The sequence below is a fragment of the Paenibacillus sp. NEAU-GSW1 genome (assembly GCF_009737085.1).
Classification (GTDB): domain Bacteria; phylum Bacillota; class Bacilli; order Paenibacillales; family Paenibacillaceae; genus Pristimantibacillus.
This window is the reverse complement of record NZ_WOVL01000020.1, coordinates 41,053-64,587: the sequence shown is the minus strand read 5'-3', so window position 1 is coordinate 64,587 and position 23,535 is coordinate 41,053. Positions and strand designations below refer to the sequence as shown.

Below are 23,535 nucleotides of genomic sequence, written 5' to 3'. Positions count from 1 at the left end.
GAGGTTGCCGCAGGAGCGACCGTAGCCTCGTTAAGCTATTGGGCAGTTTATTTCAACAAGGGGGGGAGATTAAATGCACACAGAATTTATGTTGAAAAATAATACCAAAATATCTTTAGAGAATAAGATTGACCGAATCAACGCTTGTATTGAATTTATCCATGGGAATGCAGCTTTTGAACTTGTATCAATAACATGTGACGATATTGGTTATAAAACCCCAAACTTCACTACCTCTGGTATATTCCGCTTGCATGGTCTGGTAAAGCTACATAACGAATTGAAGCCGTGGTGCGTTATTTTAAAAATCATTAAACCGGATACAGCCGAGAAAGATAACATTAAACATCACAACTACTGGCGACGTGAAGCGCTTGTATTTGAGTCAGGGGTTTTGAGAGAACTTCCTGATTCCATTTACGCTACAGAAAGCTATTTGGTTGAAGAACAACAAGATGGTACCATTTGGCTCTGGATGGAATATGTAAAGGGCGAATACGCAAATACCGTCGAGCAATTTTCTTATATTGCTCGACAATTAGGTCGTTTTAATGGGGCCTATCTTAAAGGGATTAAAACGGTACCGGATCATGAGTGGATATGCAGAGCTTGGCTCAAGTCATGGACGACTGCAAGCCGCATGTATGCTCCTAATATGGAGGCGTATGCAAGCCGAATATCTACGGACAATGAGCAAAGTACATGGGCTTGGTATCAAGAGATCCTCGAAAACATTGATTCTGCAATAGACTCACTCCAACAGCTGCCGCGTGTACTGGCACATCAAGATTTGAGTCAGATGAATATGTTGCTCGTTAAAAAAGAAGCGAGCGAAAGTCAACTCGTGCTAATCGACTGGCAGTTCATGAGTATATCAGGTATCGGCGAAGACTTAGGTAAGTTATTTGGCGTGAACATGAGTCTTGGAATTATTCTGCCTGACCAATATATAAGGTTTCAAACCTCTTTATATAATGCATACCTAGAGGGACTGCGAGATATGGGATGGCAGGGTGACGTAAGATTAGTGAGATATGGCTTCTGTTTAAGCACCGCCTTGAGAAGTGTATGGGAAGTCCCGCAGTTCTTTTCCATTTTGGCTCAGTTAGAGGATGAACCAAACCATACTAAGCTCAAAGAAAGACTTAACCGGCTTGATTGTATTATTACTGTACACAAACAAATGGCTATGGAGGCTGATTCTCTTAAGCTTCAATGGCATTAAGCTAACGGAGACTATAGCTCAACATGACATGACGGCAGCCGCAAGTACGATCGGTTGCCGTTGTTCGTTGAAGTAACGGTTAGCTTAAGTAGGTTAATTTATCCATAAGAACGAATACAGAAGGAGTGCAATTAATTTAATAGGAGGCTATTTAATATGGCAGAAACAATTCTAAATAGTGTCTCATTTCTACAAGTTCCAGTTAAAAATCTTGAGGAATCTATGGAGTGGTACATAAGTAAACTGGGATTTAAGCTGCACTTTAAACGACCGGACAATAAAATGGCAATAGTTGCGCTCCCTTCGGGTCCATCGATCTTTCTGTGCGAAAAGGAATTGCATCAGGGAACGATGTCGGTAGTTATCGGTTTTGAAGCAGAGGATATCGTAAAGTTGCTGTCCGACCTAAAGAGTAAAGAAGTTCAAATTGGCGAGGTAAGAAATGACAGAGGGAGTATTAAAACCGAATCAGGAGAAACGGAGATATTAAGTGAAATGGATTTTGATTTTTATGACCCTAGCGGAAATATGTTAGTGGCTCATGGTAAATCAAACTTTGTAGAGTAAACGTTCAGACCTTCAACTAACGGGACACGATAGTTGAACAAAATGAAATCAATGTTAAGGGTCATTCCGAAAAGGATGGCCCTCGTTGCTTATTTTTCGCCGATATGAGCGTTAAGGTGAACCGTATCACAAATAAGGGCAAGTTTTTTTGTGGATTTCCTTGCGGGGCATGGATTTGTATATGTGTATGTGGGGTTCGGGCTATTGGTAACGCTGAAAAGGTACATAGGGCTATCGCTTTTTGAGTGGAACATCCTCGTCACATCCCAAGGAGGGAAGAGGGCTTCGTGAATGGAGGAGACTCCCCGAGGCTGGGAAAGAAAAGTGTCAGAAGTGTCGATGCTGGCAGTGAACGCGCTTCTGACGGTACTTTCGCTTTGCAGAAAGGGAGAGCCTCTAGATCACGATCGTAAAGGGTGAGGGGTACTTGCGTCTGGACAAAGAAAAAGCCCCGTCCACCTTGTCGGTGGAGGGGGCTGCGACGACGAGAAATTGTCTGAGCGTCTCGTCGAATTCCAGTTCAATGCCTCGAAGCTTTTGGCCTTGTTGTACGGCTATCTGCTTTACTATGGTCTGTATTAGGGTCTTCTGCGTTTCGACTGGAGAGGTTTAAAGAAGCCCGTTGAAGTCGCTGAGTGCTTTGCGTACAAGCGGAAGCGGGATGGGCTCGGCTTGGTTTTCGTCAAGCTGACGTTCTGCTTCGGACTTTCGGTTTGCGAGCACGTCGTACTTCGACTTCAATTCGTTAATGCGCTCGACCAGCATGTCGCTATCAATCGTGTCGCTTTCGTAGAGGGCAAAGTACTTTGCTTCTGGGAGTCTAGCGTTTTCAACTCGCGTTCGATTGCGGCTAGCTCTTTCTGAAGTGGAGCAACGCTCTTGCTCCGCGACTTGTTGAGGCTAACGACAATGTCGTCTAACAGTTTTGGCGTTTGTACTACCGTCGCGATCCGTTCGATGACGTAGCGTTCAGCAAAGTCCGCCTTGACCGAGTTGGAGTTACAGACTCGGCTCCCCTTGTTGCGGAAGTTGCTGCAAATGTAGTATCTTCGGACGACCTTCTCACCACTCTTTAGCGTGTCGTTGATTCGATGCGCGACAAGCGTCGCTCCGCACTGAGGGCATCTCATGAGCCCTGTCAGGAGGTAGATGCCGTCGAACTTTCGAGGAGCGGAAATAGCCTTCTTCTTGTAGAACTTCTGTACGGCATCCCACAATTCTTGGCTGATGATTGGTTCGTGCTCACCGTCAACGACAATGGGATCTTTGTTTGTCCCCTTCCGCCGCTTCTCATTCCAGTTTTCCCGTACGTTGTAGCGTATTTTGCCGATGTAGACAGGGTTGTTGATGATCGTTTTGACAGCGACGCTACTGAAGGCGTTCCCTGGCTTGGTCTTGAATCCTTCGGCGTTCAGTTGGTTTGCTATGCTTCGCAAGCCTTGTCCGCTCCCGTACATCCTGAAGATTTTCCGTACGAGCTCAGCTTCGATGTGGTTGATTTTCAAGACGGAGTCCTAACCGCGACCGTTTTCTACCTCGACTACGTCATAACCGAGGACCGTACCGCCATTCCATTTTCCCTTTCTAGCTCTCTGCTTCATTCCCATCTTGACGTTCTCCACGATGGTATTCCGCTGGAATTCTGCAATTACCCCAAGCATCTGGATGTTGAGCTTGCCGGAGGCAGTCTCGGTATCGAAGTCTTTCTCCGAGTAGCTACGGAACTTGACGTTGTAACGATTCAGGTGCTCGACGATTTGGAGCAAGTCAGACATCTTGCGGCTGATCCTGTCTAGCTTCCAAACCAGCACTTCCTGAATTTTTCCTGCCTCTACATCACGGAGCAGTTGCTTCATTGCCGGACGCTTCTCGATCGTTTTTCCCGAGATGCCCGCGTCGACGTATTCCTTGAAGACGACTTTCTGTTCAGCCTTGCAAAGATTACGAAGTGTCGTTATCTGAGCCTCGATGCTGTAACCTTGTTCAGCCTGTTCCTCTGTACTAACACGAGCGTATATCCCGACGTATTTCACTTCATTTTCGTAGAGTTCTTTTCTCTTCATCATGATGCATCCTTCCCTTTCTAAGCTATCTTTTTGTAGGCTGGCTTGGATTCAAGTTTTGTGTTCTGCTCTTTCAGGCGTTCGCTGATCATTCCGGCAAGAAGATCGACCAGTTGCTGGTATATCTTTTTCTCACTTTCCATGTCAAGGCTCCCTTCGGGTACAGTTTGGAGTGGAAGACGCAGGAAAAATAGCGTCAGTCGTGTCAGTGGTGACAAGAGTGTTTCTGCCGCAACTGACGCTATTTTCTTCTAGGCGGCTTTCTTCTTTTTTCGGGTCGCTTGTCTGCTTCGCGCTGGTGTCATTTGAATCGTTGCGATCTTGTGGGTTCCACCGTGCCGAATCACGACGTCTATGCCGCACGACTTCAGGTTGGACATGACCTCGTTGATTCTTCTGCTAAGAGCGTGAGGAGCTCGCGGCCACTCTTTCGTTCTGGTGTCGATCCGCTCCCGAATTGCTATGTTCTCAAGCACATTGAGCAGTTCTGCCACAGGACCTTCCCACAGCGTAGTCGTTTTCATCAGAGCGATGATTGCCGAGGCGACCGGATGGGCGGATACCGCTTCTTCGCTCGCACGATTTCGGTTCCGCTTGTACGCTTTCAGGAAGGCTTCCCCGTACCCTTCTTTGATTGCCTCTGCTATGGCATATCCCCATTTTGCGAAGTCCGCCATCCGAGGGAGCGAACTAAGCTGTACGTTCGGGTAGATGGTCATGGCTTTGCTCAGGGTGTCGAAAATGCCACCTAGAATGATGGGCATGTCTCGCTCAAATTCTTGTACAATTAGGCGCTCCTCTTTGCGTTCCTCTTCGTCGATGCGATCTAGCTCAAGCATGATGCAACGATCGAGCAGGTCTGCCTTAGAGGCGACGACGTTGATGCCGTTTAAGACGACACATCGCTTGAAAGAAAGGATCGTTTCTTCGTCATCGGTAAAGAATTTTCTTGTGGAGAAGCCGCCTCCCGTTGCAGCTGTACAGAGCAGGTCACTGATTTTCGGCGTGATGGAGGACAAGTTATCGTAAACGGGCATGTAATTGTTCTGAAGCGACAAGCCCAGGTCATGCAGGCCAGTCGGCAGAGAAGTCATATCGCGTTGCGCTGGATCGACGATTGCGCGGGTGATTCTCGACGATGTAGATTTGGCCGCCCCTTTCTCTCCCCAAAGGATGAGAATGGGGTGAGGGATGTCGAACACGAAGCAGGAGACAATATACACGAGATAGAGCAATTTATCGGTCTTGCTCTTGAATCGAATGTGCTTCAGAAGCCGCCAAAGGTTGCCATCGGTCTTACTCGGGGTAACCTGGGGTTTCATGTTTGGAGTGCCCAAGAAGTACACCGGACTGCTTGACGTTAGTTGCCAGCCGTTGGCGCTGACTTCCACGACGGAGTTCTTACCGCTTCTGCTAAGGTCATAGTAGAAGCTACCGTTGTGTTCACCGACACGAAGCTCGACGGGATGCACACCTCCTGTGTATGTGGCAATGGCGTCGAACTGGATCAGGGCTTGATTCAACGCATCGGATGTTGGTGCTTCATCCGTTTCTTCAAAGAATAGCTTGGTAAGCAAGCCTTTGAAGTTCTTGTGCTTGATCTTCATCGCTTTGCTCGACTGTTCGAAATTCAAGCAGACATATGGCTCACCATTAGGGCTAGAGAAGAACTTGTTTCCGTCTTTCCCTAAGCGAAGAAGTGTCTGATGCGGCCCTCCCTTTGCAGGTTGCGTTGCTGGTGTTGCGGTCATCTTTTTGCGAGATGCGGTTTGATTTGTATCCATTGAATGGCCTCCTTGTTATGTTCCCGAAGTTGCCTGGTCGACCGGGCTGCAGAGGCATTCAGGTTATTATCTTCTCTTGCGGACGGCGCCTGTCCGCTGAACAACTGCTTACAGGTATTGATTCTACAGGGTTTTCCTTTGGCTATCACTTCGGTGGTTGGGTAGAAAAATGGAGGCGAAAAATGACGCTGAGGGCTATCCGGGAGGGGGCGCTCGCGGAAAGGTCTGACGTGAAAAAAGAAGTGGGAGCTATTTTAACTAGAAGCCACTACAGAGGAGAATTTGGCTGAATTCGACGAATTTCGGTGATTCAAATATTTTATTTGCGATCCCTATGATCCGGCAAGATTGCCTATCGATTAGGCATCAATTCTATATGCTAAATAATAATATCTGTTTGTAATTGGGGAGTTTTCGTAGAAAAAAAGAGCCTGGGGTTGTACCAGGCAGATGTGGGCGGCAACAAAAGCGTCAGTTGCGCCAAAAGCGGCAAAACTGTACTTTCGCTTTTTTCGCTATTCTTGGTCTGTGATGTCTCCCGTCTCTGTTGGTAGAAAGGGGTCACTGTACTGACAGTGGAAAGGCTCGCCCAGTTCTTTCACCCAGCGGATTGCGCTGGCTACATCTCCGCCGTGAAAGAGAGGGGCATTTCCGAAGCTTTCGTCTTCCCAAACAAAGTCCGCCGTCTGTTGTCGCTCGTCAACGTAGAGGAAGAAGTCGGAGCCGTCAGCGTACGGGTTGGTTCCTCCTTGGGCATCAGTGGTTCGCAGGACGACTCTGACGCGGTGAGTGGGTTCTTAGCAGACCAGTGGGTACGGGAGGTTCTCTGCAAGAAGTTCGGAGAGAGGTTCCGCAGCGACAAGCATGACCCAGACGTTAGTCCCGTTGCTGTCGGCGGCGACGTTTTCGTTCCGATCGAACGTCTCTTTCAGCTTCCGGAGAACCAGTTCGTTTGCCGTCAGCTTATTTCCGCTTGGTCTTTCAGCCATTGTTCCACCTCCTCGTCGTGCGCTCCGGCCTGCGTGAAGAACGCCATCAGGTAGTCGTTATCGTACAGCACCGCGACTTTGTACGCATGGAGTCCTCCGCCTATGTCGAGCAGTTCGACGTACTCGGGGCAACAGCCCAGCAGTCCGCCGTCCTCGCGGTTTAGCCCGCCGTTACCGAGGTCCCAGACGTTGTCGCCTTCTTCAAGCAAGACGATGTAGCCGTTCTCGCCTAAGCGAAAGTGGCTTTTCGCTTCGTCTTCTAGTTCGATCCTTAGATGGTTGAAGTAGTCCTCGACATGGTCGAGGAGCGCATCAGGAAGCACTTCCGCTCGGCGCAGCAATTCAATGTCCTGCTGAGCTTTGATAATTCTCATTCTTACATCCCTCCTGAAAATGGAAATGACCCCTCGAAAAAGGGGACTTGGTATGGATCACGAATATGATATATGACTGAAAAGGTATTTGAAGCGATATTGAGGGGTGTTAGGATGCTACAAATGCGAAGAGCTAATATCATTGACCACGAGTTTTTGGTACGAATTGACTTGAAAAACGATGGGTACACAGTTTCGGATGAAGTTGAAATTACAGAACAAGAAAGAGAGGAGCATAGTAAGAAAATAGAACGGTTTCTCACTGACTCGGATAAAGGTGCGTTTATTATTGATGATTCCGATTTTAACAAACCGATTGCAATGATAATGTACTCTATAGCAAATAGGGATTCTGTGTATCCCTGGACAATTTTCCATGAGTTAGATGAAAAGTTATTTCAAAGTGATGGTCGGTTTATGGAAATATTCCAATTGTGGGTTCATCCGAATTATCGCAGACTAGGATTAGCGACAAAGTTAAAACTCAAGTTGGAGGAAGAGTCCCAACATCATCAAGTTGATTTGATTTACACACATACTGAGGAAGCAAATCGCCATGTAATTGAACTCAATGAGAAGATTGGGTACAAAGAGGTTCGGCGTGGTCCAATTTGGGATGAAGTTATCCGAGTAAGTTTAATCAAGAAACTAACGGATGACGCAAGCGTAGTAATGCCTGTTCTATGAGAAAAGGCCATCCGCAAAGGATGGCCTTAAAACTTGCCGTTTCAGACAGCGCGGAGAACCGTATCACAAGTAACGGCGAATTTTCCGAAAAAACGAAGCATTTACGAACAGTAAGCCATTTTGCACACGGTTATTGAGATTGACGATATCGCTAGAGCTGCGATGTCATCGAAGAACTATTTTCACCGAATATGTAAGTAACCGTTGGCTTACGCTTGCGGCGGAAGAGTTAGCAGGCACGGATAGTAAGGTCATCCATATTGCTCGGAAGTATGGTTATGAGAGTCCGGATGCATGGCGTAACGCCTATCGCATAGTACAGGAAAAGGCTCCGGAAACCGCTATGCCGTTTGAACGGAGATATTGGTGATAGGTGAGGAAATCATGCCGCGATTACACTCACTTCAATTTGAAACGAAAGTAATCCGTACGCAAAGGGTTCTTTCCCTGGGTGTTTTCGGCGGCGTAGAAGCTAATATCCATACTGCAATCTCTCGTGTTGTATAAATTATGCCATAAAGTGCGATGGGGATAAGCTTCTGGCAGACAAGCATGGGCACAGGAAAGAATGTGCATCATATCTTCATCTGTATAATGAGATTTCCTATTTAACTCATTCTGCAGGGAGATAAAACGTTGATACATTCCATGCGGACTCGGATCATCCGGGAGGTTAACTGCGGAAGAATAACGATGCAGCAAGAAGTTCGTTACCTCTTGCGGTTTGTTCTCTCCGCTGATCATGTAATAGCGATTTGTTGTATAGGAGTTCTCCCAAACGAAAGACTGTCCATTTCGGTCCCCGATGATATAATGCAGTGGAATATGCGCATAGCTGTGTTTTAGAGAAAGCAGCGCTTCTTTTGCTTCATCAACATTACGGCATCGGTCTAACAAATAACGCATGATTTGTAATTCGTGGAGACCAACATGCAACCCGCCATTTGGTTCTGCAGGGCAGGTTATGAAACTTTCATCATCTGCCAACACGGCCACGGTCAATCCCTCGGAATTGATACCATCAAGCACTCCGCTAACGAGGTCAAAGCTGCACAAATAGAGAGAGGGGTATCCTTTATCGGGATAAACCTCGAAAATATAAGGCTCATTTACAACAGTCACCGGGAAATCGAAATTTCTGCTAAGCATGACAGCACCTGTCGCGGTCGTATGGTTTGGAAAGTAGACGGCAGAGCATCCGAATGATTGCTTCTGATAGATAATACCGCTGCAATCGCTCGAACCTTCGTCGAGCTGAACGCCGAAAGCCTCTGCAATACCCTCCATTCGTTCGTAGTGCTCGGGGTAGTTCTTTTTTAAGTACATGTGTTGGTTTCGGATTCTGATCGGGTCATCTCCACTAATCTGGCGGAGCAAGGTGTATCGATCCAATGCCATTCTCCCAATGTAGTATCCAATATCATGGTTGTTTCCTTGCAGTTCAATGTGTCTGACTGTAAGACCGTTATCCGAAGCGTGTACCATGGTTTCTTTAAGGAATAAGGTCATTGAGATTTTCCTCCGAAAGGTTAATTTTGTAAACAATTATATAACTGATCAGTCAATTAATCAACACGAATTCAAAAAAATATGGTAAGCTTACAACAGAGGTGAGTAAAACTTATGGCCCGCCCAATAAATGAAGAACTTAGACGGGAGAAACGAGCTTTGATTTGCGACGCTGCGAGAAGGCTTTTTGCCGCGAATGGGTTCACTTTAACTACCGTCTCCAACATTGCCAAGGAAGCGGGGATTAGTCACGCTTCTGTATTTACATACTTTTCGAGTAAAGAAGAGCTCATCCATTCGCTAGTGTTAGAACCGCTAGAGGAGAGTCTTATGTTCTACGAATCTATTATTAGTGAACACAACGAACCCATCCAAACGTTAAGAAAATTGATAGAAGTTCAAATGCGTTCGGTCATCGAGCAAGGTACGTATTTGCGACTGTTTCAGCAGGTGTTGGGGCAGCCAAAGCAATTTCCTGAGTTGACCAGAGCTTTGACTGATTTTGGTGAGCAATTCGTAAATTTACTTGAGCCGCTCATCCGTAAAGGGCAAGAATCGGGAAAGTTAAGCGAAGGGGATGCGAAAGTCATCGGCTGGACCTATTTCGCTTATTTTAATGGAGCAGGGTTAATCTATCTGGATTTAAATGACGGTTTAGCTCAATTCACAGTCGAAGGCGCTATGCGTATTTTTGGTTTGCGGGCATGATAATGTATCTGAATTTAAGGCAGCTTGGGATGCAGCAATTGATTAGGATGGTTCTGTGATATCGAGAGAAACCCCGTCATCATTGACTGCCTGCGCGGCGACGACGGCGGCAATCGGGGTAATTTGGGCAACTGGATGATTACATACCAAATGGGTGCCTTTCAATTTCGCCATTAGAGTAAAACGGAGAACTGTATCACAAGTAAAGGCAAGTTTTATCGAACGTGTATTTGAAGTCTTTTTGAAGTTTCAGAAAAGGAAGAGGATGATGTGAACAAGACCGAACGGATGTTGGCTATCGTCATTGAGTTGCAGCGTAAAGGCGTGCTGCGCGCCGAGGATTTGGCTGCCAAGTTCGAGACGAGTATCCGCACGATTTACCGTGACGTTCAAGCGCTAAGCGAAGCGGGCGTTCCGGTGGCGGGTGCGCCGGGGGTAGGCTACTCCTTAATGGAGGGCTACTTTCTCCCTCCTGTCAGCTTCACGGCGGAGGAAGCGGTGGCGCTGCTCATCGGGTCGGACTTCGTCGAAATGAGGCTAGATGCTGAGTACGGCGCGAAGGCCCGCAGTTCGCAGGAAAAGATCGAGGCGATTTTACCGGAAAACGTACGCGAGGAGACCGAACGGATCCGATCGGCGATTCGGCTGCTGGATGAAAGAGGAGCGAAAACGCGCGGGCAGGAAAAAGAGACGTTCGAACAGTTGCGCCGAGCGATTCTGCGGAAGCGCAGGGTTCGTTTCCGTTACTCCAAAAGCTTGCCGGATCCGGACGGATGTCGGCATAGCGAGCGAACGGTTGATCCTTACGGGCTCGTTTTTTCCCAAGGGGTGTGGATGCTTGTTGCGTTCTGCGGGCTGAGGCACGACATCCGGCACTTTCGGCTGTCTCGCATGAACGAGCTTGCCGTACTGGAAGATTCGTTCAGGATCGTACCGGGTTTTCGCTTTCAGGATCACCGGTCTATAGACGATCGGAATGTGACCGTCCTTATGTTGGTCGACCAAGCCATTGCGGACCGGGTTCAGGAATCGGATAATTTCTACATGGAGTCGTTCGAGCCGGGGGAAGAAGGCTGGTTAGCGACGTTCCGTGTCCGGCGGGTGGAGGAACTCCTTCAATGGACGCTCGGATGGGGTGCAGCGGTGCGTGTGCTGGAGCCGGAATCGCTGCGAGAACGGGTGCGCGTGGAAATCAAAAAAATGCTTGAACGCTACTGACAAACTGCTGTCAGTAGCGTTTTTGTATGCTGGATTCAGGTTAAACAAAAAGGAGCTGGTTTCGGCAAATGGATACGAAAGAAACGTTGCGTAAATTCGAGGAGACGGTCAGCGTTTATATTCGAGAATTGGATGGCTCAAGTCTTGATCAGCTGCTTTGGAAGCCGGCGGAGGACGAATGGTCGCTTGGTCAGATGTACATGCATTTAATCCGTTCCGCGCAGTTTATGCAATTGAGGAACGCCGCATTGTGCCTTGAACCGGGCGGCAGCCCGGAAGTCTCACGGGCGGGAAAGACGAAGCCGGGGGAGGATTTGTTCAAGACGGGGAGCTTCCCGCCGGATCGAATTCGAGTTCCCCCGTCCCCGCAATACACGCCGCCGCAACCGGAAAGCAAGGAACAACTTGTCGGCGGGTTGCGGGATACGGTACGTCGGATGGTCGAGATCGAACCGACGATTGCGTCGGAGTTTGATCCGGTTACCCAAGTGCGATTAGAACCGGGTAAGGAGATCGTTCGAAATACGGTTCTCCATCCGCGATTCGGCGGATTGAACGCGTTGGAATGGTTCCGACTGATCGAGATGCACTATCGCCATCATTTGCTCCAGAAGATGCGTTTGGACGACGCTTGGAGGGAAGCGCATGGGTAGCCAGCCAGGGCCGGAAAGTGGAAACCCTTCTTATTGGATAGGCGTCGTCTCGGCGTCGCACGTGCAGCGGGGGGTTAGCGGCGGCTTCGCCCAGATGTGTCACGGTAAATCTGCGCCGTTACGCCGGATGCAACCGGGGGATTGGCTGGTGTACTGTTCTCCTCGCATGGAGATGGGAGACGGCGAGCCGTTGCAAGCGTTCACCGCCATCGGCCGGGTTATAGACGACCGTGTGTACGAATATGCGATGTCCGCGACGTTCGTACCTTACCGGCGGAACATCGAATATGTTCCCTGCAGGGAGGCGAGAATCGAAGGCTTGCTTGATCGGCTGTCCTTCACCCGCGACAAAAATAATTTCGCCTTAGCGATGATATGCTGAACCGCATCACAAATAGTGGTAAATCGTTGTAGTATGGTAAAATTAAGTAACGAAAGGAGTGTTGTCTTATGAAGATGCATGTAAACGATAATAGGGCTAATAAAATTAAGGGGATAACGTATAACTAGCCCGCTAAACTACGGGAGTCCCCAACATTAAGGGGAAGATAAAATGAATCAGCAGCCAGTATTGATCAAGTTAGATAGTGTTGAATTTAAGCTTCAGGGGCAGCACGATTTCTCATGGCTACAATCGCTTGGTAAAGTTTTTTGCGTGTTCGATCAACAGGATTCTGGAAACATTTGTTTCGGAATTGAGAAGGGTGGCAAAAAGCTATTTGTTAAGTATGCGGGTTGTAAACCAATGGACTTTTCCGGAAACCCTCGGGACGCAATCCTACGACTATCAACTGCAATACCGCTATACACAACCTTAGAACATCCGTATCTAATAAAGCTGGTTGATCATTTTGAAACCGAAAACGGGTACGCTGCCATTTTTGAATGGTTTAATGGTGAATGCTTGCATTCACATTGGTTATTTGTAGGAGAAGCATTTAAACATACTCATCCTGATTCACCGTTCTATAAATACAAACAGTTAACGGTTGAGAGAAGGCTGCATTCATTAGATGCCATTTATGAATTCCACAGATATGTCGAATCAAAAGGGTATATAGCCGTCGATTTCTATGACGGCAGTATTTTGTATGATTTTTCTCAGGATATTACTAAAATCTGCGATATTGATTTTTATAGAGAAGCCCCATCTGTCAATGATATTGGAGAAAAATTTTGGGGAGCAAGACGATCCAAGTCTCCAGAAGAATTTACATTAGGAGCTCCTATTGATTCAAAAACGAATGTTTTCACAATGGGGGCTATCGCATTTGGATTACTTGGTGGTGAGATGGATCAATCTTATTCAAAATGGGAAGCAAACAGATCCCTTTACGAAGTAGCTTTAAGAGCAATCAGTAAGGAACGAGAAAAACGATACAACAATATCAATGAATTTAAAAAAGCTTGGGATACAGCTAAGATTGAATAGAATAATAAATACCTTAGGCTGCCATTAAAACAGCCATTCCTTTACTAACGGACACGAGCGGCAAGTGTTTGTGAACGGCGTGGAAGACTGGCAGACGGTGAACGTGAATGGTTAGGCAGAAGAATAAACCGCTCAAAATCCTTATTGGATTTTGGGCGGTTATTCTTCTGATCATAGTTCGACAAAAGCAAGCTCCAAATCATCAAAAGAAGCTACCGTCTGCTTTCCTTTAATCGTTCTGAACTGCCAAGCCATTCAACTTGAGGTTCTGCCTATCTTTCAAAGTCGTATAGTTCCGTTATACGTCAATATCCCCAGTGAAGGGAGTAGCGACTCATGCGAAAGGATCAACTGTATTCCATTGGCCAAGCATCGAAAATTTGCAATTTGAGCATTCAGACGCTTCGTTTCTACGACAAGATCGGATTGGTCAATCCGAGCGAAACAGATAAGTTCACAGGCTACCGGTATTATTCTAATCATGATCTTCTTCATGTCAAAATCGTCCAAGGCTTGAAGTCGCTAAATTTCAAGCTTGAGGAAATCAGTCACACGTTGAAAAGCAATAAGCTAAACAGCATGATGGAAATGATGGAAGCCAAGCATGCGGAAGCTTTACAGGAGATTCGAAGGCTGGAGCAGATCACGACGGCAATTGAACAAAGAATGGCGCAAGTGAATTATCTCCAAGCGTTGAGCGATGAGTTCAAGGAGCTTGATGTCCTGATCGAACTGAAAAACTATCCGGACCGCTGTGTTGCGTTTGACCGTAGGCGCGATGCCGTCGGAATGGAACGTTCGGTTACGCGATTTACCGAGCTTTTTCACAAGATAGAAATGAATGGTCTGACTCCTCATGGATATACCATGTCGGTGTACCATGAGAATATCATGACCTTCGAGCAACATGATTGCGATATTGAAGTTTGTATCCCTGTCGAAAGCGGAGGGGCAGAATCAGCTTCCACGCGCATCATCGAGGGGGGAGAGTTTATTACGGCGCTCTACTGCGGCATTCCCAATAGAGAATCCTGCAAACGGATCTATGGGAAATTGCTCGAGTGGATGTCGACCAACGGCTATGACGAGATCGGCCCCTCCATGGAGCAATACTTAGTGGACATGACGCAAATGGGAAAACCTGAAGATTTTATCGTCGAATTGCAAGTGCCCGTAACGAAACGGTTGACTCTATAGTTGCTATAGGGTTTATTGTGTTCTCATCCGAACAAAAATAGGAGGAGAATGGCAATGAACTTCTTAGCCGCTAAGGAAATGGACGGGAGGCTGTTCGCAGGTGAACGATTGCTTGTCATGGTAGGTTTGCTAGGTATTGTGTTAGCCGCAATCGTTGCTCTTTATATCGGTTTCAATGGAGCGGCTGTACTGCCGGAAGGGGATCTGGAGAGTGCTTTTTCGTTCGATGCCGCACTCGGGGTATTCATCCTGTCTATAGCCGCAATCCTGCCGTTATCCGGCTTTGCTTCTCGCAAACGGGCAATGATCCGATGGGTATTTATTATAGGCGCTCTCTACTCGTACGCGGTGGAGACGATCCAGCATCTTCGCGGCATCAATCCGCGGTACACGCAAGTCGGCACGATCGCCGATTCGATATTCGGCTATTTATTCGCTCTGGAATCGCTCGTATTTATCGTCTTCACCGTGTTGCTTGCGATCCCTTTTTTCCGTAAGGATCGGCCTGTAACGCGTCCGCTGCTTGTTCTAGGCATCCGTTATGCATTCGTGTCAACGATGGTCGCCTTCGCCGGAGGATTATGGATGATTGCGCTGATGGGTCGCTATACAGGAGACGCCGGCAATCTGATCGTCCTTCACGGGCTGAGTTTCCATGCACTGCAAGCACTTCCACTGATCGGCTGGCTGCTTGAGCGGGCAAGAACAGACGGGAAGCTCGCCCGTAGGTGGATTCACGCCGGCAGCATCGCATGGACGATGTCGATCCTTCTCATCTCCATTCAAACTGGTCTCGGTCAAACCATGTTCGAACTGACTGCGCTCCCGGCTCTAACCGGCGTCATGCTGCTTGTATGGCTGGCTGTCGCCGTAGTCTCTGTTCGCAGACTGCTGAAGTCGACGGGGGGCGCATCGCTCTGCAATCTTTTGAAAGATAGAGGACTTTCACGATGATTGAAACCTTATTTTCGATTGCTGGAATTGCGATGCTGGGCTGGGTACTCCTGATCCTGCTGCCTAAGTGGCGGTTCACCCGGTTTTTGGCCAACACTGCTGTCTTCCCCATATACCTTGCACTGTTGTATGCCGTCGGAATCATAACTGCCATAGCGGAGGGCGGGCTCGGTTTCGTGAACGATTTCGGCTCGCCTGAAGGGGTAGTCCGACTCTTATCCGATCCCGACTTTGCTCTTCTCGTGTGGTTGCATGTGCTCTGCTTCGATCAGGCGGTCGGTCACTACGTGTACCGGGACAATATGGCGAATCGTTATGTTCCGCTGCCGTTACAATCGGTTCTGTTGTTTTTCATCCTCATGTTCGGTCCGTTCGGCTTCTTGTGTTATCTCGCTATACGGGCGTTACGCAAAAAGCCGAAAGTCGGATAACTCTTCTCGTAATCTGCCGCTCAATCTTCCCCATATAGCTCGTTTAAATGTGCGATATGAGCCATTCCCTAATCATTCATAGCTTGTAATAACGGCGGCATGCATTTGCCGTATTCGGTGATGGAATTTTCGACTTTGGGTGGAGTTTGGTGCTCCATAGGGACGGGGAAGTCGGCGCTCTTATTCAAGTTCGCCGCTAGAATGTTAAGCTGAACCGTATCACAAGTAACGGCAAGTTTTTAGGGAAAAATCTCGAAGGAGCCTACAATAACGCGTTGACCGGCGTGGGTTGGGGAAGGGCACGCTCAATGTCAAGCTGTACGTGCTGGACTTTCAGTCTGGCAGGATGGGCGATCTTCTTTATTTCCGGCACGTCGCTGTGCTAGACATGCCTTATATTCACTTTCGTTATCTTTTTGACACGGTGCAGAATGAAACGGACTAGCGTAATGTCAACCGCTAGTCCGTTTCTGTTTGTTCATTTTTCGCCTTTTTCAGCTGTTTTCGCTCGACATGGGCCAATCCCCATTGATGTAAGGTTTCCAACACCGGAGACAGGCTCATGCCGTATTCCGTGATGGAGTATTCCACTTTCGGCGGGATTTGCGGATAAATGACTCGTTTAACGAGCTCCTCCTCCTCCAATTCGCGCAGATGGAGTGTAAGCATCCTTTGAGTGATATCGGGCAGCAATCTTCTTAGCTCATTGAACCGCAGTGGTTTGCCTTGAAGCAAATGATAAAGGATAATCGGCTTCCACTTGCCGACGATCGAATCCAGCGCCGTAACAAATTGACATTGGAAAGGGTTCTTGTGCATGCGTTGGCCTCCATTACAGTACCTTTTTTAATACTATACCACATTATTTATCCTTCTTACCATAAGTGAGTTAGTATTATATGATAAATCTAGAAAGTGTATTTATTTTAATTACAGAAGGGAAGTTTTATTTCATGGCAACTGTACTGTACATCACCGCACATCCCCTTGATCCTCAGGAATCTTTTAGCCTCGCCGTAGGCAAACAATTTATTGAAGCATACCGTGAGTCAAATCCAACTGATAAAGTTATTCATTTGGATATGTACAAGGAGAATATTCCACAATTTGATGCTGATGTTTTACGCGGTTGGGGAAAGCTTCGATCGGGCTTGTCGTTCGATCAACTGTCTGATGCCGAGAAATCAAAAGTAGCTCGCCTTGAGGCGATTGTTGATCAATACGTGGCTGCCGATAAGTATGTGTATGTTTCCCCTATGTGGAATTTCTCGATCCCGCCGGTTTTGAAAGCATACACGGATGCGACTTCAATTCCGGGCAAGACGTTCAAATATACCCATAATGGTCCTGTCGGTCTGCTGTCCGGCAAGAAAGCCTTGCACATTCAAGCTAGCGGTTCCGTTTATTCGGAAGGTCCCCTTGCTGAAGTTGAAATGGGATACAGCTATCTGAAAAAGATTTTGCAGTTCTATGGGATTCAATCTATGGAGGCCATTTTTGCTGAAGGAACGGCATCATCAGAGCGAGCTCCAGCCATTAAAGAAGAGGCAATTGCGCATGCTAAGGAAGTTGCCAAACGTTTCTAATAAGGGGTTTGGCATTATTCTTCAAAGCTGATTAAGCCGCCATTCGATTATTTGAGTGGAACAACCCGCGTTTAGATACCGGCAACATGATATTTTTGTGCAAGAATTGCAAGGCCCCGCTTCACACCATTACTTATACTTAAAGCAGGATCTTGATCCGAGGCTTTTTCCAGAGCATTCAAAAAAATGCATGGCGTGGTGCCGATGTCAGCGCGCGACAAAGGCGTTACGCTCAAGACCTATCCGCGGCATGTTCGGGGTTACGACTTTGGTCAAAGCCGATGGCGAAAATCCGTATATTGAAATCCCTCAATTGTGGGAGAGGTGTATTTCCGACGGAACAGTAAAGCGAATTCGTTCCGCTGCAAGTTTGGGGGATCACGGTCAGATTCATGCGGTTTTATACAACAACCAAGGTGAGCGATTCTCCTATATGATCGGTTGTTTTTTGCCTCAGAATGGCTTGCCGCAAGGATTTGAAAAGCTGCGTATTCCCCCACAGATTTACGCGATTTTTTCAACAGGAATCAATCCCGATGGACAGAATGATATCCATGGGTTGTGGAAGCGTATTTGGGGCGAGTGGTTTCCGAGTTATGTACGAAATAGAAGTTTGGATCCCAGTCGTTAACAAAACGGAGTCTAAGGAGTAGTGTCAGAATGGATAATGCAAACCTTGCGCAGCATGCGCTTGCACAGTACGATATAAACGTTGTATCCGTATCGCCCATAGCTCAAAGCGGTGCTGCGGTTTTCAAAATTGAAGATGATCAGGGGTCATTATACAGTCTGCGTGTTCACGAATCGATAATCAGTACGCTTGAGAAAATGTGGACGAGTCCAGATGTGCTGGATTCCGAGTTGGTGTGGTTAGCTGCGCTTAATCGCGATACTGATCTCACCCTCCCCGTACCGCAACTCAATCGGCAAGGGTCGTATGTTACGCAGGTAGGCGATATGAATTGTACCATGCTCAGTTGGGTAGAAGGCGAGCAAAAGCCATTCTTTACTAATGAACAAGAAATGAAATCCACCGCTGAGATGACGGCAGCTTTGCACCAACATGCTAGTAAGTGGGAGCCACCTTCATCTTTTATCCGTCCAACTATTAATCGTGCACGCATAAGGTCTGCTTTGGACTTGCTCAAGCAGCAGATGCAGGAGGGGACGTTAGATGCACAAGATATGCAAATCCTTGAGGCCGCGGGGGAAAGAGCAATGGCCCTGCTTGACACGTTACCTAAAAATAAGTCGACTTGGGGCCTATTGCACGGGGATCTCGTTCCTCCGAATATCGTGTATGTAGACGGTTTTTCAAATCCCATTGATTTTGGCGCGAGTGGATTTGGTTATTTTCTCACCGACTTGGCCATCACATTCTTCTATATTCACCCCAGCGCCAGACAGCAATATATTGAATGGTATAGAGAGCACTTTCCGTTACCGGATGATTATGTGGCACAGATAGAAGGATTGTTTATTGCTATGCGGCTAATCGTGATGAGGAACGCTCTCGGTCTGCCTGACGTGAACGACTGGCTACCGATGGACGTGCAAAAGTCTGCGTCCCGTGAATTCGGCAGGTATGCAAATGGTGAAAGTTTTTTATTCACAGGCACTCCATTCTGGGAATGAGAAACCGTGATTGATTCGGGAAAGAAAACAATAGTTGAATTAATGCGAGTTCGAGTAAGGGCCATCACCGACAAAGTGAGGGCCCTTTCGTCTGCAGAAATCCCGAATTCGCGCCGTGTCGATCAGAACGATTCGATGTCCGTCCTTACGCAGCTCCTGATCGGGAATTGATCGTCGACACATATGCCCTATCTTCCTTAAGAGCCATCTTACTGAGGCTTCTGTACGATGATTGCAGCGCCATCCCCTCCATCAATCTTAGCTCGTTCTCAAATGGGAAGAAACGCTTAACTACCGGCACACGATTGCAATGGAATGGATGTACCATGCTGGACTTAAAGATGGCATGCAAATGGCTCGAATTTTTTTTAGTTATTAAATAATCAAAGCAAACAGATAGAATGTGAATGCCGATTGAGGCACTGTAAGTCAGGTCGTGCCACCTCGTAAGCACAATCGATTTTTAATGATTATCTTTCGACAACTTGAATTTCATACGATATCGTAGTAAAATGGTCGTGAGTTACGATTTCGTATTAATTGGAGAGTGCCTGTCTTGGAGCAAATATTGGAATTTTTTTTGAAAAGCGGTCTTAAACCCTTAAGTCTTATTCCCGAAACATCGGGATTAGAAAGAGAGGTTAATCGATCAGAATTGTCAGCGCTGATTGTGTTATCTTTTCGTGGTGAGATGGCGATGTCCGCACTTGCATCTGAATTAGGCGCGCCGCTTAGTACGATTACAAGCTTAGCCAAACGTCTCGTTCGCAAAGGTCTGATTGAGCGAAAACAGTCTAATGATGACCAACGCGTCATTCTTGTTACACTAACAGATAAGGGAAATCTCTTGGCTCAGCAGGCAAGGAGCGTCGTTGAAAGTGTAATAACCCGCGTTCAAAAAGCCTTAAGTCCAGAGGAGTTAAATCAATTTGTTACATTAGCTCTTAAAGTCGGGAAAGCATTGCAGCAAAAAAACGTGGAATCGGCTATTAATAAGGAACGGAAGTTCAGAAATATCCCGATCGAATAGTGTAACAAATAGAAAGCATATTTTTTTAAATAAATAATACGATTTCGTATTAAATGGAGGAAGCCGATGAGAATCATCATATACACCGGAAAAGGCGGAGTCGGGAAAACGAGCGTTGCCGCAGCAACTGCATTAAGGCTTGCTGAGCAAGGGAATCGAACATTGATATTGAGTACAGATGCAGCCCACAGTTTGTCTGATTCTTTCGATTTACAGTTAGGCAGCGAGCCGGTACAAATTAATGAGCGATTATGGGGACTGGAAGTGGACAGTCTTCAGGAAACTGAAAAACATTGGGGAATCGTTCAGAAATGGCTGTCAGGGATGATAAGTTGGGCCAAGCTGGACGACATTTCTACCGAGGAAATGCTCGTTATTCCTGGTTTGGAAGAACTCTTCAGTCTCATGGAAATCAGGAGCCATGCGATGAGTGGCCATTATGACGCGATCATTGTTGACTGCGCTCCGACTGGGGAAACGTTGAGGCTGTTAAGCTATCCCGATTTGCTCAATTGGTGGCTTGAAAAAGTATTTCCCGTTGAGCGGCGACTCTTGAAAATTGTTCGTCCGGTTGCGAAAGTCGTTACGGGAGGATTGGAACTCCCTGACGATAATGTTCTTAACAGTCTTGCGGCATTCGTACGTGAGTTGGAAAAGCTGCAAAAAATAATACTTGATCCTGAAATTACGTCGGTCAGATTAGTCGTTAATCCTGAAAAGATGGTGATCGCCGAAGCGAGGAGGGCATTTACCTACTTGAATCTTTCAGGGTTCAATACAGATGCGGTTATAATCAATCGGATATTTCCTGCAGAGGCTGGAACAGGTTACTGGACTGCTTGGCACGGTATTCATCAAATGTATGAAGAGGAAATCCGCGACTCCTTTAGTCCGCTTCCGATTCTCCGAATCCCCATGATGGAAACCGAAGTATGCGGGCTTACGATGTTGAAAAGGATCGGCGAAGCGGCATTTGTGCATAAAGATGCTGCCGCTGTACTTTATCGGGGAAAAGTACAGGAAATTCGCAAGGAAAATAACAAATACGCTTTGGAACTAGTTCTACCGTTTGTTCAAAAAGATCAACTTCAACTCAATCAAAGAGGCGACGAATTAACTGTAAAAGCAGGACCATACAAGCGCAAGGTACTCCTACCGAAGGCGTTATTGGGGAGACCCATTGCTGGAGCGCGGTTTTCAGATCAGAAATTGATCATCCAGTTTGGAGATAAAACAACTAAAGGAGAGGATCGGTCTTGACACAAGATACGTGCATTCGTATAGAGGGAGTCAATAAATATTTCGATAAAAAAAGCGTTCTTAATGATATCCGGTTATCCATTTCCCGATCTGAAGTTTTTGGCTTGCTCGGCCCTTCAGGATCGGGCAAAACGACTTTAATTAAATTGATTGTCGGGATTGAACGGGCAGCTTCCGGTGATTTGTATGTCTTAAACGAGAAGATGCCCAATCTATCCATGATGCATAAAATCGGATATATGGCACAGTCCGACGCTCTTTATTCGGAACTAACAGCTGTTCAAAATTTGGATTTTTTTGCTTCGATATTCGGATTAAAGGGCGCAATTAAAAAACAACGAATTGCCGAGGTTACGGAGCTCGTCAATTTGTCTCATGATTTGAATAAACTAGTGATCAACTACTCGGGCGGAATGAAGCGTCGCCTCTCCTTGGCAATCGCAATGCTGCATAAACCGGAAATTCTTATCCTTGACGAACCGACGGTTGGCATCGATCCCGTGCTTCGACAATCAATATGGGGAGAACTACGCAGATTGAGCAAAAACGGTACAACAGTACTCGTTACCACGCATGTAATGGACGAAGCGGAAAAGTGTGATCATCTAGGGATGATACGTGATGGGCGATTGATCGCGATTGGTTCTCCGGAGGAGTTAAAGCAAGAATCATCATCGGAATCGCTTGAACAGGCATTTCTTAAATTTGGAGGTGTAACAGCATGAGCAGAATATTAGCGCTTATCATTCGAATCATCCGTCAATTTTCTCACGACAAGCGGTCACTCGCACTGCTGTTTGTCGCTCCAATCGTGATTATGCTGATGCTGTATCTTGTATTTAATGGTTCCGAATACAAACCGGAGATCGCGGTAGTGAATGCTCCCGAAACATTAATAAGCAAGTTGGAGGAACAGGGGGCAAAAATCCATCGTTACGAAGCAGAAAAAGCAGAGCAGGAATTGAAAGACGATCATATTGACGCGGTGCTCAGCATAAACGATTCCGTACCAGATGTTAGGCTGGAAGGCAGTGATCCGTCCGTTAACAAGGCAGTGCTGCTTACTCTTCAGCAGATTTTTCAGGATGGTCAAATTGAGGAATTGTTTAAAACTCACGTTTCCTATTTGCATGGTTCGGAGGATATGGCGAAATTTGACAATTTCGGTCCCGTTTTGCTTGGATATTTCTCATTCATCTTGGTCTTCCTGCTTTCTGGGGTAGCTTTCTTAAGAGAGCGAACAGGAGGAACGTTAGAGCGATTGATGGCGTCACCGCTGAAACGATGGGAAATCGTTGCTGGTTATTTGGTGGGATTTGGGATATTTGCCGCGATACAGGCTGTGTTAATCGTTTTGTTTAGTATTAAAGTGCTTGGTATGATGATGAACGGTTCCTTCTGGTATGTACTGTTGATTGCACTTTTAATGGCATGCGCTGCCTTGACACTCGGCATATTTCTATCTACCTTCGCAAACAACGAAACGCAGATGAGTCAATTCATCCCGCTTGTCATCGTTCCTCAGATTTTCTTTTCCGGTTTATTTAATGTTGAGACTATGGCTGAGTGGCTACGTGGAATTGGAATTATAATGCCTCTTACTTATGCAGGGGATGCGCTAAGGAACATTATGATCCGAGGGGAAGGCTGGTCTGCTATTGCGGCTGATGTATATGTGCTCATTGGATTTTCTTTGTTGTTTGGTTCGGCAAACGTTCTTGCGTTAAAGAAACATCGGGTGTTATAGGGGAAGGAACGCAGGATCGGAATGAAGCAGTTTTCAACTTCGTGGTGCCTATAACATGACGGATACGCTTACAATGCAAATGGGCGTTATAATGTAAAAACAATAAGAGCGGGGCGCAGGCTACCACAACCTCACGTCCCGCTCTTATTTGCTTTTCTAGCCCTTCTTCCGTGCCTTCTCGTCGTCTACTATCTGATTCAATCTCCCGTCTCGGGTTGGCTCACCCTTAGTGCGTTCCTGGGAGCAAAACTTATCACTCCCATGCTGGCTAAGGTCGGAGTATCGGGGACCATCGCATCGGGAATGGCACTTGGAGGTATTGGCTTCCTGTTACTAACCCATTTATCGGCTTCAGGCAATGCCTGGGGAGTGATTCCAGGGACAATTATTATCGGAATCGGGCAAGCGCATATTAAAACGGATAACTTCAATAACTCACACCAATCTATAAGAAAAAAAGAATCAGTCACCATGCAATTTTTTTAA

The 23,535-nt window shown here is 46.8% G+C and carries 29 protein-coding genes and 1 pseudogene; 19 read left to right on the top strand and 11 right to left on the bottom strand.

The features are described 5' to 3' along the window. Positions 1-73: 73 nt before the first annotated feature. Together GOM71_RS16125 and GOM71_RS16120 are read left to right on the top strand one after the other, a co-directional pair. The gene (locus tag GOM71_RS16125) at positions 74-1,225 is read left to right on the top strand and encodes a phosphotransferase (protein WP_156282887.1); all 1,152 of its coding nucleotides are present in this window, start codon (positions 74-76) and stop codon (positions 1,223-1,225) included. Between the two features lie 156 nt (positions 1,226-1,381). Then, positions 1,382-1,792 carry a VOC family protein gene (locus GOM71_RS16120; RefSeq protein WP_156282885.1) on the top strand — a complete coding sequence of 137 codons (411 nt, stop codon included), beginning with the start codon at positions 1,382-1,384 and terminating at the stop codon, positions 1,790-1,792. Positions 1,793-2,401: 609 nt separating this feature from the next. Here GOM71_RS16120 and GOM71_RS23925 read toward each other — a convergent pair. From GOM71_RS23925 to GOM71_RS16095, 7 genes are all read right to left on the bottom strand, one after another. Further along, positions 2,402-2,557, bottom strand: a complete 156-nt coding sequence (locus GOM71_RS23925; protein ID WP_173275722.1) for a hypothetical protein — start codon at positions 2,555-2,557, stop codon at positions 2,402-2,404. Further along, the gene (locus GOM71_RS16115) at positions 2,530-3,297 is read right to left on the bottom strand and encodes a recombinase family protein (protein ID WP_173275719.1); all 768 of its coding nucleotides are present in this window, start codon (positions 3,295-3,297) and stop codon (positions 2,530-2,532) included. Before GOM71_RS16115 ends, GOM71_RS23925 begins: the two co-directional genes overlap by 28 nt. Positions 3,298-3,306: 9 nt before the next feature. Then, positions 3,307-3,858 carry a recombinase family protein gene (locus tag GOM71_RS16110; protein ID WP_156282881.1) on the bottom strand — a complete coding sequence of 184 codons (552 nt, stop codon included), beginning with the start codon at positions 3,856-3,858 and terminating at the stop codon, positions 3,307-3,309. Positions 3,859-3,875: 17 nt separating this feature from the next. Then, on the bottom strand, positions 3,876-4,073 hold the full coding sequence (locus GOM71_RS24130; protein WP_216651763.1) for a hypothetical protein: 198 nt from the start codon (positions 4,071-4,073) through the stop codon (positions 3,876-3,878). Between the two features lie 33 nt (positions 4,074-4,106). Beyond that, positions 4,107-5,639 (bottom strand): hypothetical protein, encoded by a 1,533-nt coding sequence (locus GOM71_RS16105; protein WP_156282879.1) that lies wholly within the window; start codon positions 5,637-5,639, stop codon positions 4,107-4,109. Between the two features lie 797 nt (positions 5,640-6,436). Next, positions 6,437-6,628 (bottom strand): hypothetical protein, encoded by a 192-nt coding sequence (locus tag GOM71_RS16100; protein WP_156282877.1) that lies wholly within the window; start codon positions 6,626-6,628, stop codon positions 6,437-6,439. Then, a complete protein-coding gene (locus tag GOM71_RS16095) occupies positions 6,598-7,002 on the bottom strand; it encodes a hypothetical protein (protein WP_156282875.1) in 405 nt (134 codons plus the stop codon). The genes GOM71_RS16100 and GOM71_RS16095 overlap by 31 nt, the downstream gene beginning before the upstream one ends. Positions 7,003-7,074: 72 nt before the next feature. Between GOM71_RS16095 and GOM71_RS16090 the strand changes: the two genes are divergently transcribed. Next, positions 7,075-7,689, top strand: a complete 615-nt coding sequence (locus tag GOM71_RS16090) for a GNAT family N-acetyltransferase (RefSeq protein WP_156282873.1) — start codon at positions 7,075-7,077, stop codon at positions 7,687-7,689. A 399-nt stretch (positions 7,690-8,088) separates the two neighbouring features. Here the strand turns inward: GOM71_RS16090 and GOM71_RS16085 are convergent, their stop codons facing one another. Further along, positions 8,089-9,198, bottom strand: coding sequence for a C45 family autoproteolytic acyltransferase/hydrolase (locus tag GOM71_RS16085; RefSeq protein ID WP_156282871.1), 1,110 nt, complete (start codon positions 9,196-9,198; stop codon positions 8,089-8,091). Between the two features lie 114 nt (positions 9,199-9,312). Between GOM71_RS16085 and GOM71_RS16080 the strand changes: the two genes are divergently transcribed. From GOM71_RS16080 to GOM71_RS16045, 8 genes are all read left to right on the top strand, one after another. Beyond that, positions 9,313-9,906: a TetR/AcrR family transcriptional regulator gene (locus GOM71_RS16080; protein WP_156282869.1), complete on the top strand. Its 594-nt coding sequence runs from the start codon at positions 9,313-9,315 to the stop codon at positions 9,904-9,906. A 270-nt stretch (positions 9,907-10,176) separates the two neighbouring features. Next, positions 10,177-11,124: a helix-turn-helix transcriptional regulator gene (locus GOM71_RS16075; RefSeq protein ID WP_367649649.1), complete on the top strand. Its 948-nt coding sequence runs from the start codon at positions 10,177-10,179 to the stop codon at positions 11,122-11,124. Between the two features lie 68 nt (positions 11,125-11,192). Next, the gene (locus GOM71_RS16070; RefSeq protein ID WP_156282867.1) at positions 11,193-11,777 is read left to right on the top strand and encodes a DinB family protein; all 585 of its coding nucleotides are present in this window, start codon (positions 11,193-11,195) and stop codon (positions 11,775-11,777) included. Further along, positions 11,770-12,159 (top strand): EVE domain-containing protein, encoded by a 390-nt coding sequence (locus tag GOM71_RS16065; protein WP_156282865.1) that lies wholly within the window; start codon positions 11,770-11,772, stop codon positions 12,157-12,159. The genes GOM71_RS16070 and GOM71_RS16065 overlap by 8 nt, the downstream gene beginning before the upstream one ends. A 171-nt stretch (positions 12,160-12,330) precedes the next feature. After that, positions 12,331-13,209, top strand: coding sequence for a protein kinase family protein (locus tag GOM71_RS16060; protein WP_156282863.1), 879 nt, complete (start codon positions 12,331-12,333; stop codon positions 13,207-13,209). A gap of 336 nt (positions 13,210-13,545) precedes the next feature. Then, positions 13,546-14,406 (top strand): MerR family transcriptional regulator, encoded by an 861-nt coding sequence (locus GOM71_RS16055; protein WP_156282862.1) that lies wholly within the window; start codon positions 13,546-13,548, stop codon positions 14,404-14,406. Between the two features lie 54 nt (positions 14,407-14,460). Further along, on the top strand, positions 14,461-15,360 hold the full coding sequence (locus GOM71_RS16050) for a hypothetical protein (protein WP_253944882.1): 900 nt from the start codon (positions 14,461-14,463) through the stop codon (positions 15,358-15,360). Beyond that, a complete protein-coding gene (locus GOM71_RS16045) occupies positions 15,357-15,791 on the top strand; it encodes an ABA4-like family protein (RefSeq protein WP_156282858.1) in 435 nt (144 codons plus the stop codon). Before GOM71_RS16050 ends, GOM71_RS16045 begins: the two co-directional genes overlap by 4 nt. Before the next feature lie 68 nt (positions 15,792-15,859). Here the strand turns inward: GOM71_RS16045 and GOM71_RS25030 are convergent, their stop codons facing one another. Together GOM71_RS25030 and GOM71_RS16040 are read right to left on the bottom strand one after the other, a co-directional pair. Continuing rightward, a complete protein-coding gene (locus GOM71_RS25030; RefSeq protein WP_367649648.1) occupies positions 15,860-15,949 on the bottom strand; it encodes a winged helix-turn-helix transcriptional regulator in 90 nt (29 codons plus the stop codon). A 301-nt stretch (positions 15,950-16,250) separates the two neighbouring features. Then, a complete protein-coding gene (locus GOM71_RS16040; RefSeq protein WP_156282856.1) occupies positions 16,251-16,610 on the bottom strand; it encodes a winged helix-turn-helix transcriptional regulator in 360 nt (119 codons plus the stop codon). Positions 16,611-16,744: 134 nt separating this feature from the next. Here GOM71_RS16040 and GOM71_RS16035 point away from each other — a divergent pair, with 134 nt between their 5' ends. Beyond that, positions 16,745-17,377 carry an FMN-dependent NADH-azoreductase gene (locus GOM71_RS16035; protein WP_156282854.1) on the top strand — a complete coding sequence of 211 codons (633 nt, stop codon included), beginning with the start codon at positions 16,745-16,747 and terminating at the stop codon, positions 17,375-17,377. Between the two features lie 71 nt (positions 17,378-17,448). On the opposite strand, the gene GOM71_RS24125 is transcribed toward GOM71_RS16035, so the two are convergent. After that, positions 17,449-17,613 (bottom strand): hypothetical protein, encoded by a 165-nt coding sequence (locus GOM71_RS24125; protein WP_216651762.1) that lies wholly within the window; start codon positions 17,611-17,613, stop codon positions 17,449-17,451. Here GOM71_RS24125 and GOM71_RS23920 point away from each other — a divergent pair. From GOM71_RS23920 to GOM71_RS16000, 7 genes and pseudogenes are all read left to right on the top strand, one after another. Continuing rightward, positions 17,534-18,030: pseudogene (locus GOM71_RS23920) on the top strand (GyrI-like domain-containing protein); the annotation flags it as partial. The gene GOM71_RS24125 and the pseudogene GOM71_RS23920 sit on opposite strands and share 80 nt — an antisense overlap. A 7-nt stretch (positions 18,031-18,037) precedes the next feature. Further along, a complete protein-coding gene (locus tag GOM71_RS16025) occupies positions 18,038-19,012 on the top strand; it encodes a phosphotransferase enzyme family protein (RefSeq protein WP_156282850.1) in 975 nt (324 codons plus the stop codon). A 547-nt stretch (positions 19,013-19,559) separates the two neighbouring features. After that, positions 19,560-20,042, top strand: coding sequence for a MarR family winged helix-turn-helix transcriptional regulator (locus GOM71_RS16020; RefSeq protein ID WP_367649647.1), 483 nt, complete (start codon positions 19,560-19,562; stop codon positions 20,040-20,042). Between the two features lie 66 nt (positions 20,043-20,108). Then, positions 20,109-21,302, top strand: a complete 1,194-nt coding sequence (locus GOM71_RS16015) for an ArsA family ATPase (protein WP_156282846.1) — start codon at positions 20,109-20,111, stop codon at positions 21,300-21,302. After that, complete coding sequence (locus tag GOM71_RS16010; protein WP_156282844.1) at positions 21,299-22,027, top strand: ABC transporter ATP-binding protein; 729 nt, start codon at positions 21,299-21,301, stop codon at positions 22,025-22,027. Before GOM71_RS16015 ends, GOM71_RS16010 begins: the two co-directional genes overlap by 4 nt. Beyond that, complete coding sequence (locus GOM71_RS16005) at positions 22,024-23,049, top strand: ABC transporter permease (RefSeq protein WP_156282842.1); 1,026 nt, start codon at positions 22,024-22,026, stop codon at positions 23,047-23,049. The genes GOM71_RS16010 and GOM71_RS16005 overlap by 4 nt, the downstream gene beginning before the upstream one ends. Before the next feature lie 261 nt (positions 23,050-23,310). Further along, on the top strand, positions 23,311-23,535 hold the full coding sequence (locus GOM71_RS16000; protein WP_253944881.1) for a hypothetical protein: 225 nt from the start codon (positions 23,311-23,313) through the stop codon (positions 23,533-23,535).